Raw genomic sequence first — 11,952 nt, 5'->3', positions numbered from 1 at the left:
GTCCGGGGCAAGGGGGATCCGTCATGGCTGGTGAGACCGGCAATAAAAAGCGTATCGGTGCGTTTGCGCGAAACGTTCGTGGGCTTCGCGAAGCGGGGACCCTTCAAATCGTCGCCATGGTTGTTTTCGTGCTGTTTTCGATCTTTATCGCGCGGTACAGTTGGGCCTTGCCCGGAGGCGAGGAACCAACTGCAATCACCAATGATGCAGAACGCGCGCTTTACGATACCCGCGCCTATCTCGCTGCTGATCTTGTTGAGCAAGATGACCGTATTGTTCTTGTGGTTTATGACGATCAGGCGTTGATCAACTTAGAAAAGCGATCGCCTTTGCCACGTGATGCTCTGGCCGAGGCGCTGAGCAATCTTGATACCATGGGCGCAAAGGCAATCGGGATCGATATTCTTTTCGATCAGCCCCAGTCCGAAGACCCTGAGCTGGTGGAAACTCTGCGGTCTATGCAAACACCGACGTCCGTCGCCTATGCGACCGTTGCCACCAATCAAGCCGACATTGTCTATCAGCAACAGTTGTTCCTCGACGAGTTTATGGATGCAATCGAGGAAGGCGGCACCAATTCAAGGCGCGCCAGTATCCGTCTGGATGACGAATTCGGTGCGACCCGTGTTTGGCCAGATATAATATCTGGTCTCCCGCCGCTCTTGGGCAGAGCAATGCTTGAGGATGCCGGAGGACCGGTCGAGGCATTTGAAGGTTATGAGGGCGCGATTGAATATCGACGAGCGCTCAGGGCAGATTTCGCCGACGAAGCTGATCCCGATGCGCCCGTGGAAGGTGCGGTAGAGGAGCCTTTGTTCCAAACGCTTTCCATCGAGCTCTTCCTAAATCTCGACCCAGCGGTTGCTGAATTTGTCGCTCAGGAGATAGCGGGCAAATATGTACTCATCGGCGGAGATATCCTCGATTATGACCGGGTGGCGACGCCGTTTACGTCCTGGACTGGGTTTGAGCCCTCAGGGCTGTCCGTCCATGGCGAGCTCATTGCCCAGATGCTCGATGGCAAGCGCATGCCACAAATTCCGACACTCGGGCTGTGGGTGATGGCGTTTGTGGTTGTCGGAAGCGCGGTGGTGGTCGCCTTGCTTGAATGGTCTGCGCCGAAATTGGTCCCCCTAATGCTTGTGCTCGCAGCATTGTACATTGGCATCCCCTTCGCGCTCCATTTTAATGGTGTAGACACTTACGGACTTCCCGCAGTGGGCTGGCTTGTGGGGTGGATAATCACCTTTACAGTTGTAACCTCCGCCGCGCGATCTGCTGGGGCGGCGCAGCGCTCTTTTGCACAAGGGGCACTGGGCAAATACATCCCACGCGACATCGCCGAGGCGATTATCGATGAGCCTGACCTGCTTTCTCTTGGGGGCCAAAAGCGCGAGATCTTCGTCCTGTTCAGCGATCTCGAAGGCTTCACCAAGATGAGCCACGCTATCGAGCCGGAAATGGTCGCCAAGCTGCTCAATCGTTATCTCGAGATGCTGAGTAAGGTCGTGCTCGACCATGGCGGAGTGATCGACAAATATGTGGGTGATGCGGTGGTCGCTTTTTGGGGCGCTCCCATCGCGCGTGAGGATGATGCGGAGCGCGCACTCAATGCGGGTTATGCGATCTGGCAGGCGGGTGAGGATTTCCGCGCAGAGGTCGCGGCGACGGACCCCAATTTGCCAAAAATCGGCAAGACACGGGTTGGTTTGCACTATGGCGAAGCAGTCGTTGGAAACTTTGGCGGAGAGACCCGCATCCAATACACGGCCTTGGGCGATTCGATGAATACCGCTGCGCGGCTAGAGGCTGCGAACAAACCGCTCCAGTCCAGCGTTTCGGCCAGCCGTGAATTCATCGAAAAATCGAATCCTGATTGGTGGGTTCCTATGGGCCGGATTGTTCTTCGTGGAAGGGCGCAACCGGTTGACATCTATCAGCCAAAGCCGGACTTCCCTGAGGAAGACCGACGCAAACTTGAAGAAGCTGTTCAGGTTTCAGATAGCAATCATGAACTAGCAGTGCAGTTAATTGATCAAGTGGTCGCTGGTCATCCCGAGGATTCGGCGCTAGAAAACTACGGCAATCGAATTCGCAATTTGAATGATGGGGGAGCATATGTTCTCGGATAAGGTTAAGGCCCGCCTTCTGGGCCTCGCGCTTGCAGGCGCAGTTATGTCAGTGCCCGGTGCAGCGGCTGCTGGGGTAGTCGTGAAATCGGCTGGACCTTCGGCAGGGACTTACCCTGTTGGAACGAAAGTCGCCGATGCGTCAACAATCACGCTTCGCGCTGGTGACAAGATTACCGTGCTGACGAATGGTGGGACCAAAGTCTTACAAGGTCCCGGTACCTTCCGCGTAGGCGAGGGGGCAACCCGCACTCGCGCACGGTTTGCCCGCCTGACCCGTCAGGGTGCATCAAACAGGGCCCGCACAGGGGCTGTGCGAGGCACTGGCAAGGGATCGCCAACCATGCCCAATCTGTGGCTGGTAAACGTTGCCGCATCTGGCACAACCTGCCTCTACGATCTTGAAAACGTTCGTTTGTGGCGTCCAAGCGCTGGTGAGGGGGAAACCTACACCATTGCACCGCAAGGCAGCGAAACGGCTCTCGATGTCAATTTCGTCGAGACAGAGAGTATGCGTGCGCTCGACCCCGAAGGCCTTAAGCTTACCGACGGTGGCACATACACGATCACGGCTCCCGCGGTGGAGGAAGCTCCCGGTGCGGCTGTCAACGTCAGGATTGTTGCGATGTCGGAGACTTATCGTCAGCCAGACTTGTTGGCAGCAGCTCTTGCTGAAAAAGGCTGCATGGGCCAGCTCGCTGTCTTGGGCGACATCGCGGAAGCAGAAGCTTCCTGAAAAGCGATCACATCGAATAAGGAGCGCCGGGCGATGATCGCTCGGCGTTTTTTTTAGCTAAAGATTGGCTCTCTGCCGCGCGGTGCTTCATTTTGGTTGCGCCCTTGCAACGCATGTCTCAAGGCCACATTTGTACGGATATGCATGCCACTGCCGCTCCTCGTGTCAAAGTCTGGTTCGACGGCGCGTGCCCGATGTGCATTCGCGAAATCGCATTGATGAAGCGGCTGGATCGCAAAGGGGCGATCGACTTTGTCGATGTGTCGACTGATGGCGATCCGACTTGCCCTATTGACCAAACCGAGCTGCTTTCACGCTTCCACGCCGAGGAGAATGGCAGAGTCTTAAGCGGTGCAGCGGCTTTTGCGGCCATGTGGCGAGCTATTCCCTTGCTTCGCCCTATCGGGGTTCTTGCAAGAAACCGCGTAGTCTTGGCGGTTCTGGAACGCCTCTACCGCTTGTTTCTGCGAGTACGGCCCTACATTCAAAAGCGACTGCGCTGATTTTCCGATCAAAAAGACTTGCTGCGCTGGCCTGCTTGGGGCCAATCTCCCATGCAATGACATAGAGAGGAAGGCTGGAGGCCCCATGGAAAATTTTGGTGGTATGCAAAACGAGATCTACAACGCTGGGCTTCAGGGGGTTTTGCCTGATTACCCGGTCGATTTTGCGACTCTGGAAAAGCGCGGGCAGCAAGCGCTTGGCGAGATGCTTACCAACTATGTCGCAGGCGGCTGCGGGGATGAGCACACGCAAAACAGCAATTCAGGCGCGTTCCATCATTGGGGTATGATCCCGCGCATGATGGTGGATTGTACCGAACGCGATTTGTCTATCGACCTGTTTGGGTTGAAGCTGAAAAGCCCGCTCTTTATGGCGCCGATTGGCTTAAACGGAGAGGCTACGCAGGACCGCCACGGCGATATGGCGGCGGCGCGTGCCTCCGCAGAAGTGGGCGTGCCATTCTGCGTCTCAACGCTTTCTAACGATCCAATGGAGGATGTGTTTGAAGCTTGCGGGAATACGCCCGCCTTCTTCCAACTCTACACGCCGCGCAATCGCGAGCTTGCTGAAAGCTTGATTAAACGCGCCGAAGCCTCCGGTGCGAAAGCCATTGTTGTTACGCTCGATACATGGCTCACCGGGTGGCGGCCGCGCGATCTAAACGCCTCCAACTTCCCGCAGCTACGTGGCAAGGTGATGCAGAACTATTTCTCCGATCCTGTGTTTAGAGGGATGTTGGAGAAAACTCCTGAAGAAGATCCGCGCGCTGCCATCATGCTGTTCGCTGCGATCTTTGGCCAAGTGCTGACTTGGGAGGACATCGCCTGGTTCAAATCAGTCACCGACTTGCCGATTGTACTCAAGGGCATTTGTCATCCCGAAGACGCGAGAAAGGCCGTCGATCACGGCGCAGATGCAGTCTACTGTTCGAACCACGGGGGCCGTCAGGCGAATGGCGGCATTGCGACAATCGATCTTCTTGCTGACGTGGTTGCAGCGTCGGGCGATACGCCAGTACTTTTCGACAGCGGCGTTCGCTCGGGAAGCGATGCGGTGAAGGCGCTCGCGCTCGGGGCGACAGCAGTTGGGGTTGGACGCCCATACACCTATGGTCTTGCAATCGGCGGAGCGAAGGGGGCGGCCTGGGTTCTTCGCAGTATGCTCGCCGAGGCCGATCTGCTCATGGCGGTGAATGGTTACCCCGATTTGGCTGCCGTTCGCGAAGCAGGAGCACAGCGTACAGATCGTTAATGACGCGGCTCTTCCATCACGCAAGAGCACCTAGATCGTAATCCCAAGGCCGGGGGAACTCAAAATTAACCATAAAAATTTACTTTCCACGTCAAATTTCGACTCAGTTTTCCACAGTAAAGGTGTTAGCTTCTAGCCTAATAACAAAAAGCGAATCGGGGACGCGGTCAAAATGGAACGACCAACGATCATCTCATCGGGCCCAGATGCCATGGGCCGGACAGTCTGCTTCGGCGATGAAAGCTCTCGGCGAGCGCGGTACGGGCGTATACGCTCCATGCCTCGCCAAAATCCACTTTCTCGTCTATTTTCAGGTGTCTTCGGTCGCCGTTGATCGACCAACTCGCCGATGATTGTGTGTAAAAACACGCTGTTGGTGGGCAAGACCAAACGGCTAGCCGTCAGCTGAATTCAGACTCAGCCCTTCGCTCAGATTGCTGTCAAGGTGCCGATTTGGCAACGGTAACCAACTTGGTTTCAGTGTAACCGAGGTATCCTTCGACACCGCTTTCCGAACCAAAGCCACTGTCTCCGATTCCTCCAAAAGGTGTTTCAGGAGAGCCAACTGCGAAGTGGTTGATCGCGATCATGCCTGCGCGCAGCGAATTCCCTAGATAGTGGCTTTCATCCAGCGATCCCGTGAACGCATAAGCAGCTAGACCATATCGTAAGGAATTTGCGATCTCGACCGCTTCCTCGATGGTGTCATAGGGAACAATACCGGCAACCGGGCCAAATGGCTCTTCGGTCATCAAACGGCTTGAGGGGGAGGGCGATGCGACCACAGTCGGTGGGAAGAAGTGACCGGGCCCGTCAAGCGCCGCACCCCCGCTCACGATTTCACCTTCCGGACCGCCCAACGATGCCATCAGGTCCTGCATCGCCGAGATCCGCCCACCGTGGGCAAGCGGTCCCATCTCGACGCTGTCATCGACGCTGGCATCGCCAATCTTGAGTTTCTGCGACCGCGCGGCGAACTCCGTGACGAACTTGTCATAGACTCCGCGCGCGACAAGGAAACGTGTGGGCGACACGCACACTTGACCAGCATTGCGAAACTTGGTCGCGGCACAAGCGGCAACTGTACGGTCAAAATCGGCGCTCTCGCCGATCACTACAGGAGCATGTCCGCCGAGCTCCGAAGTGTATCGCTTTAGCCCTTGAGCAGCGAGTGCCCCCAGTTGCCGGCCAACTGCAGTGGAACCCGTGAAGCTCACCTTGCGAGTGATGTCTGAGGCAATCAAATGCTCCGAGATCATCGCCGGATCGCCATAGACGATATTGAGCACGCCTTCGGGTAGCCCGGCATCGACAAAGCACTCTGCCAGCATTTGTGTTGTCGCGGGTGTTGTTTCGGCCGGCTTCAGAATTGTGCTGCATCCAGCGGATAGTGCACCAGCGATTTTCTTCGCGGGGAGGTTGATAGGAAAGTTCCAAGGCGTGAACAGGATGGCGGGACCAACCGGTTCCTGCGTGACACGCTGCTCGAGCAGATTGTGACTACGTACCGGAACCAGCCGCCCTCCCTGACGCTTCGCTTCTTCTGCAAGGAAATCGATAAGATCGGCCGAGCCTCGTGTTTCGGCCAAGGCTTGCGCGTGAGGCTTACCCATCTCAAGCGTCATCACGCGGGCAATGGTCTTTGCGCGTTCGCGAAGGAGGTCAGCAGCCTTTCGAATAATACGGAAGCGCTCAATGGCAGGTGTGCCCGACCACTTGGGGAAAGCCTCACCAGCCGCCGCGAGTGCGGCATCCAATTGCTCTTTTGAAGCTTTGGGCGCGCGGCCGATCTCTTTTTCGCTCGCCGGGTTGATGATCGGCATTGCGCCTTCACCACCTGTTTCGATCCACTCGCTTCCGATCAGCATTCTGACTGTGGGATAGGCGCTCATGGCGGCTCCTTGGCATGCGTTTAGTTTCAATGGAAACGAGCTAGCAGATGATGCCGGCATTTCAATCTTTGTCGCTGTTGCCGACTTTGCACCTTGCTGAGTCAAAAACTTGCGAATTTTGCGATATAGCCCACCAAACTCCGCCCTTAGATGCGTATAGCGCAACATATATTGCATGGGTTTCGAGAGCAATTCTGCGCTTTCCACACTATTTCTACCGTAGTGAAACGCTCATGAGTGAGGGCTATGAAACACATCGATCCCCAGCCAATTGTCCGCCAAGTCAATCATGATGCCGTGATCGAAAGTCACGTTGCTCCCACTAGTATGAGCGACCGTATTGCTTTTGCCTTCGTCAAGCTTCTGCGTTTCTTCGCAGATACGTTCTTCGCCAAGAGATACGGCCACCGCGCTGTGGTGCTTGAGACCGTGGCCGCTGTTCCCGGCATGGTTGGTGGCTTGTGGCAGCATCTCAAAGCCCTACGCTACATGCGCGACGATGAAGGATGGATCCGCACTCTGCTGGACGAGGCCGAGAACGAGCGGATGCATCTCATGACATTCATCGAGATCGCTCAGCCCAACCGATTTGAGCGCGCGTTGATCGTTGCGGTGCAGTTGGTATTCTACAACTTCTATTTCTTTCTCTATCTCTTTGCCCCTCGCACTGCGCACCGCGTCGTGGCCTATTTCGAAGAGGAGGCGGTCATCAGCTACACCGCCTATCTCGCCGAAGTGGATGCTGGTCGCCACGAGAACGTGCCTGCACCGCAGCTTGCGATTGACTATTGGCAACTGGCGCAAGACGCGCGCCTTCGCGACGTTATCATCGCTGTTCGTGCCGACGAAGCCGAACACCGCGATGTCAACCACGGTTTCGTAGACGCACTTGATGCGGAACGAGCCTGATCTCACCGCTTGACCAATTTTCTCTCCTGCTGTCAGAGTGAGTCCCAAGCAGGAGAGAACCCAAAATGAAGACCAGAGCCGCCGTCGCTTTTGAAGCGAAGAGACCACTCGAAATCGTCGAGCTTGATCTTGAAGGCCCCAAGGCGGGCGAAGTTCTGGTTGAATTGATGGCGACCGGCATTTGCCACACTGATGCCTACACGCTTGACGGGCTCGACAGTGAAGGCATCTTTCCCAGCGTTCTGGGCCATGAAGGCTGCGGCGTGGTGCGCGAGATTGGCCCCGGAGTTACTTCGGTTGCGCCTGATGACCATGTGATCCCCCTCTACACGCCTGAATGCGGCGAGTGTAAGTTCTGCCTCTCCGGAAAGACCAATCTGTGCCAGGCCATCCGCGTTACGCAAGGCCAAGGTCTTATGCCCGATGGGACCTCGCGGATGAGCTATAAGGGAGAGACGATCTACCATTATATGGGGTGTTCGACCTTCTCGAACTTCATCGTCCTGCCAGAGATCGCCGTTGCCAAGATCCGCGAAGACGCGCCTTTTGACACCACCTGCTATGTCGGGTGTGGGGTCACCACTGGAGTGGGGGCGGTGGTAAACACCGCTGATGTCAAACCAGGCGACAATGTGGTGGTATTTGGCCTCGGCGGGATTGGTCTCAACGTCATTCAAGGTGCGAAGATGGCGGGTGCCAACCGCATTGTCGGTGTCGATATCAACTCTTCCAAGCGCGAATGGGGCGAGAAGTTTGGCATGACCGACTTCGTAAACCCCAAAGAGACGACCGATGTGGTCGCGCACCTTGTGGAGATGCTCGATGGCGGTGCGGATTATTCCTTCGACTGCACCGGCAATACCGATGTGATGCGTGATGCGCTTGAGTGCTGTCACAAGGGCTGGGGCACTTCGATCATAATTGGCGTTGCCGAAGCGGGTAAGGAAATCGCGACGCGCCCATTCCAGCTGGTGACGGGCCGTAACTGGCGCGGCACGGCCTTTGGCGGGGCGAAGGGGCGCACGGATGTTCCCAAGATTGTCGATTGGTATATGAACGGCACGATTGAGATTGATCCGATGATCACGCACCGGTTGACGTTGGAGGAGATCAACAAGGGTTTCGACCTGATGCATGCAGGCGAGAGCATTCGCAGTGTCGTGGTGTTCTGATGGGCCTCACAGCTCCTGGCAAGGTCAACCTATCTGACAAGTTCGCCACTTTTGACGAGCATTGGGCTCCGCGTTTGGCCGCACGCTACAATGGCAATGAAGTGCGCCTTGCCAAGGTGGAGGGCGAGTTTCACTGGCACTCCCATCCCGACACCGACGAACTGTTCCTGGTGGTCGAGGGCGAGCTTGATATGGAGTTTCGCGACCGGACGGAGGTGCTCGCCCAAGGCGATCTGATCGTTGTGCCCAAAGGCACCGAGCACCGGCCCTGCGCGCGCAAGGGTGAGGTCAAGCTGTTGGTGATGGATGCAGACGGCACTCCCAATACAGGGGACGAAGTGACGGCGTTCACGCCAATCGAGGTGTGAGCCAATCCCGCCGCTTGGGCCATCATCCCGAAGCGGCGAGCTTTCCTCAGCCCTAGCCCTGCACCACCGTCTGCTCAATCGCACCAAAGATTGAGTGGTTGTCGCCATCGCGCATCTCAATCTTCACCGTGTCACCGGGTGCCATGAACGGCGTTTTGGGCGCGCCGTCGGCGATGGTTTCGATCATGCGGATTTCGGCGATGCAGGAATAGCCAAGGCCGCCTTCGGAGACGGGCTTGCCCGGACCGCCATCGCTGCCTTTGTTCGAAATTGTGCCCGATCCGATGACCGATCCTCCACACAAAGGCCGCGTCTTGGCCGCGTGCGCCACAAGCTGCGCCATGTTGAAGGTCGCGTCCACGCCCACTTCAGCGCGGCCAAAGGGCTCACCCTTATAGTCGACCATGAGCGGCAGATGGATCAGACTGTCTTTCCAAGCATCGCCAAGCTCATCCGGTGTCACCGCAACGGGGCTGAACGCACTCGATGGCTTGGATTGGAAGAAGCCGAAGCCCTTGGCAAGCTCACCGGGGATGAGTCCGCGAAGGCTCACATCGTTGACCAGCATAATGAGCTTGATGTGATCCGCCGCATCCTCAACCGACACGCCCATCGGGACATCATCGACCACAACCGCAATCTCGCCTTCCATATCGCAGCCCCATGCCGTGTCACCCAGCGGGATATCGGCGCGCGGCGGCAGGAAGCTGTCAGAGCCGCCCTGATACATCAGCGGATCGTGGTAGAAACTCTCTGGAACCTCCGCGTTGCGCGCTTTACGCACCAGCTCCACGTGGTTGATGTAAGCGCTACCATCGGCCCATTGGTAGGCGCGGGGCAGAGGCGAGTGGGCTTGGCGTTCGTGGAAACGTTCGCATGGCACCGCTTCATGCTCCACATCGCGGGCAAGCACCTCAAGCTCAGGAGCAACCCGCTCCCAATTGTCGAGGGCTGCCTGCATGGTTGGCGCGATATAGCCTGCAGCACAGCAACGCGTCAGGTCCTTTGAGACCACCACCAATTTGCCATCGCGGGTGCCGTCGTTGAGGGTTGCTAACTTCATGGATTTTGCCTTTCGGGATTATCGTGCTGGCCGTCAGGATGGGCGCGCTGAAACTCGGGCATAGCAAGGCACGAGGCCTCGATCCGGGTCATATGCGGTGCGTTTGAAAAATCGTAGTGAAAGCGGCGCGCGTTGTAGATTTGCGGCAACAAGACCACTTCAAATATTCCCGGCGCATCGAACAGGAAATCGGCCGTGTTTAGTTGTGCCAGCCTAACTTCCAACGGCTCAAGCGTGCGCGCAAGCCAATGGCGATACCATGTCTCGATTTCATCTTGCGACTTGCCATATTCGTTTTTCAAATAGTTGAGAACAGGCAGGTTCAGCGGTGCGTGCAATTCGGTCGCAATGGCATAGGTTAGCTCACGCGCGGTGTAGCGATCTTCAATCTCGGCGGGGAGAAGGGGTCGTTCGGGATAGGCCTCGTCCAGCCATTCAATCAGTGCCATCGATTGGGCGCGTGCGCGACCATTTGCTTCAAGAAGGGGTACGCTTCCAAATGGATTGCGCGAAGTGAAGGCATCATCCTTCTGTTCAGAATTGAGCAGATTGACCCCAATATTCTCGTATTCGAGCCTCTTCAGCTCAAGCGCGATCCGCAAGCGATAGGAGGTGGAGCTGCGAAAATAACCGTAAAGTTTCACAATCCAGCCCCCTTAAAGAAAAAAGTTTGAGACACTTGAGACACTGTACAAGAGCAAAAAACCTCTCTCCCCATACGGGCGTGCCTAAATACGACCCGGATCGAGTTGAGAGATGCCATGTGCTTACCCCTATACCTTTCGCGCACTGTAGGACAGCGCGCGCCTGAACATTAGTTTCCATTGAAACTTGTTAATCTGGCTTTGGCAGGAGTAGCGGGCCCGAGCAAGGGGCTTGCTAGAGCCAAGGGTCTACAAAACAGCGTGAGTGGGTTTTAGCCTTCAACCGATTCCATAAACGCCGTGCCAACAGCATTGAGCATGCTGGTCGGTGGACAAGGTTTTTTCCGTACGATCGCCTCCGGAAACTTGTCCTCGATCTCGCTCTTAGAAAGGCTACCAGTATAGAAAATCACGGGAATATTCTCTGCTTTGAGCGTACGAGCGAAGGAAAAAACATTGCCGTCCGTCAGTTCTACATCAAGGATCGCTGCGTCGGGTTTATCCTTTTCAAAAGCGAGCATGGCAGAGGAGATGCCGGGATGCGGCCCTTCCACTTCAAATCCAGCTTCTTCGACGGTTTCGCAAAGATCATAGGCGACGATCATTTCGTCTTCGGCAATCAAAATTCTGCGGCTCACAATGCCACCTCCTTCAATCCTGATCCCGACGATGAAGTGGTGTAACATAAACTTGACGCTTGACCTAAGTCAAAATTAGGAATGCCTCTTTAACTATTGTTTCCAAAGGCTTTGCTGAAGCTACTGTCATCGCCAGCGCTCAGGAGTTTTGCCTGTTCGACCCATTGATCGCGCGTGATACGGCCGCTGAAACGTCCCAGAGTCGCATCGACGCGCTCGATATCCGCGTCCGTCCAGGAAGCGATTTGTTCGAAGCTCGTGATGCCTTGTTCCGCCAACAAGGTCACCAGTTTGGGACCTAGGCCTTTGATCCGTTTGAGATCATCGGTCGCACTTGCAGACGTAGCCGCCGGTGGAGGGCTCGCAGCTGCCACAGGCTCAACGTTGACAGGTTTTTCTGCGGTGGCGGTTTCCAATGGAATGCCCGTATCCTGAGAGGCAGATGGGCTGGAATCGATCAGCGCCTGATTGCGGCCGGCAGGAGCGGCACCTTCATCCAGCACATCGCCTTTTTCCTCACCGATCACTTTGGTTTTGCGCGAAGCTCTGACGATCACCCAAAGCGCCACAAGCAGCGCTAGTCCGAGCAAAATAAGGGGAAGAGCTTCCTGAAAATTGGCGGGCATGGTCATGCGTATCTTTCAAT

12 protein-coding genes are annotated in these 11,952 nt (G+C 56.1%); 7 read left to right on the top strand and 5 right to left on the bottom strand.

Translation table 11 applies throughout. From position 1 onward, the window contains the following. Window positions 1-23 precede the first annotated feature (23 nt). From Q0778_RS04825 to Q0778_RS04810, 4 genes are all read left to right on the top strand, one after another. A complete protein-coding gene (locus Q0778_RS04825) occupies window positions 24-2,132 on the top strand; it encodes an adenylate/guanylate cyclase domain-containing protein (protein ID WP_298334406.1) in 2,109 nt (702 codons plus the stop codon). Then, a complete protein-coding gene (locus Q0778_RS04820; RefSeq protein ID WP_298303759.1) occupies window positions 2,119-2,865 on the top strand; it encodes a hypothetical protein in 747 nt (248 codons plus the stop codon). The genes Q0778_RS04825 and Q0778_RS04820 overlap by 14 nt, the downstream gene beginning before the upstream one ends. Window positions 2,866-3,005: 140 nt before the next feature. Beyond that, window positions 3,006-3,368, top strand: coding sequence for a thiol-disulfide oxidoreductase DCC family protein (locus Q0778_RS04815; RefSeq protein WP_298334404.1), 363 nt, complete (start codon window positions 3,006-3,008; stop codon window positions 3,366-3,368). Window positions 3,369-3,453: 85 nt separating this feature from the next. Further along, entirely contained in the window at window positions 3,454-4,620 is a 1,167-nt protein-coding gene (locus tag Q0778_RS04810) for an alpha-hydroxy-acid oxidizing protein (RefSeq protein ID WP_298303763.1), read from the top strand. Between the two features lie 440 nt (window positions 4,621-5,060). Here the strand turns inward: Q0778_RS04810 and Q0778_RS04805 are convergent, their stop codons facing one another. Further along, window positions 5,061-6,512, bottom strand: a complete 1,452-nt coding sequence (locus Q0778_RS04805; RefSeq protein WP_298334402.1) for an NAD-dependent succinate-semialdehyde dehydrogenase — start codon at window positions 6,510-6,512, stop codon at window positions 5,061-5,063. Window positions 6,513-6,758: 246 nt separating this feature from the next. Between Q0778_RS04805 and Q0778_RS04800 the strand changes: the two genes are divergently transcribed. From Q0778_RS04800 to Q0778_RS04790, 3 genes are all read left to right on the top strand, one after another. After that, on the top strand, window positions 6,759-7,421 hold the full coding sequence (locus tag Q0778_RS04800) for an alternative oxidase (protein WP_298334400.1): 663 nt from the start codon (window positions 6,759-6,761) through the stop codon (window positions 7,419-7,421). Window positions 7,422-7,486: 65 nt separating this feature from the next. After that, window positions 7,487-8,593, top strand: a complete 1,107-nt coding sequence (locus Q0778_RS04795; RefSeq protein WP_298334398.1) for an S-(hydroxymethyl)glutathione dehydrogenase/class III alcohol dehydrogenase — start codon at window positions 7,487-7,489, stop codon at window positions 8,591-8,593. Beyond that, window positions 8,593-8,961: a cupin domain-containing protein gene (locus tag Q0778_RS04790; protein WP_298303772.1), complete on the top strand. Its 369-nt coding sequence runs from the start codon at window positions 8,593-8,595 to the stop codon at window positions 8,959-8,961. Before Q0778_RS04795 ends, Q0778_RS04790 begins: the two co-directional genes overlap by 1 nt. 52 nt (window positions 8,962-9,013) lie before the next feature. Here the strand turns inward: Q0778_RS04790 and Q0778_RS04785 are convergent, their stop codons facing one another. The 4 genes from Q0778_RS04785 to Q0778_RS04770 form a co-directional block, all read right to left on the bottom strand. Next, on the bottom strand, window positions 9,014-10,024 hold the full coding sequence (locus Q0778_RS04785; RefSeq protein ID WP_298303774.1) for a fumarylacetoacetate hydrolase family protein: 1,011 nt from the start codon (window positions 10,022-10,024) through the stop codon (window positions 9,014-9,016). Next, entirely contained in the window at window positions 10,021-10,668 is a 648-nt protein-coding gene (gene maiA / locus Q0778_RS04780; protein WP_298303776.1) for a maleylacetoacetate isomerase, read from the bottom strand. Before maiA ends, Q0778_RS04785 begins: the two co-directional genes overlap by 4 nt. A 272-nt stretch (window positions 10,669-10,940) precedes the next feature. Further along, on the bottom strand, window positions 10,941-11,306 hold the full coding sequence (locus Q0778_RS04775; protein ID WP_298303778.1) for a response regulator: 366 nt from the start codon (window positions 11,304-11,306) through the stop codon (window positions 10,941-10,943). Between the two features lie 89 nt (window positions 11,307-11,395). Next, window positions 11,396-11,938 (bottom strand): helix-hairpin-helix domain-containing protein, encoded by a 543-nt coding sequence (locus Q0778_RS04770; protein WP_366519517.1) that lies wholly within the window; start codon window positions 11,936-11,938, stop codon window positions 11,396-11,398. Between the last annotated feature and the right edge of the window lie 14 nt (window positions 11,939-11,952).

Source organism: uncultured Erythrobacter sp., assembly GCF_947502395.1.
GTDB lineage: Bacteria > Pseudomonadota > Alphaproteobacteria > Sphingomonadales > Sphingomonadaceae > Erythrobacter.
This window is presented reverse-complemented; position numbering and strand designations above follow the sequence as displayed.

What these genes read in the sequence shown, in the direction of transcription:
- Q0778_RS04825 (WP_298334406.1), top strand. Translation starts at nt 24, where the DNA reads ATGGCTGGTGAGACCGGCAATAAAAAGCGTATCGGTGCGTTTGCGCGA.
- Q0778_RS04820 (WP_298303759.1), top strand. Translation starts at nt 2,119, where the DNA reads ATGTTCTCGGATAAGGTTAAGGCCCGCCTTCTGGGCCTCGCGCTTGCA.
- Q0778_RS04815 (WP_298334404.1), top strand. Translation starts at nt 3,006, where the DNA reads ATGCATGCCACTGCCGCTCCTCGTGTCAAAGTCTGGTTCGACGGCGCG.
- Q0778_RS04810 (WP_298303763.1), top strand. Translation starts at nt 3,454, where the DNA reads ATGGAAAATTTTGGTGGTATGCAAAACGAGATCTACAACGCTGGGCTT.
- Q0778_RS04805 (WP_298334402.1), bottom strand. Translation starts at nt 6,512, where the DNA reads ATGAGCGCCTATCCCACAGTCAGAATGCTGATCGGAAGCGAGTGGATC.
- Q0778_RS04800 (WP_298334400.1), top strand. Translation starts at nt 6,759, where the DNA reads ATGAAACACATCGATCCCCAGCCAATTGTCCGCCAAGTCAATCATGAT.
- Q0778_RS04795 (WP_298334398.1), top strand. Translation starts at nt 7,487, where the DNA reads ATGAAGACCAGAGCCGCCGTCGCTTTTGAAGCGAAGAGACCACTCGAA.
- Q0778_RS04790 (WP_298303772.1), top strand. Translation starts at nt 8,593, where the DNA reads ATGGGCCTCACAGCTCCTGGCAAGGTCAACCTATCTGACAAGTTCGCC.
- Q0778_RS04785 (WP_298303774.1), bottom strand. Translation starts at nt 10,024, where the DNA reads ATGAAGTTAGCAACCCTCAACGACGGCACCCGCGATGGCAAATTGGTG.
- Q0778_RS04770 (WP_366519517.1), bottom strand. Translation starts at nt 11,938, where the DNA reads ATGACCATGCCCGCCAATTTTCAGGAAGCTCTTCCCCTTATTTTGCTC.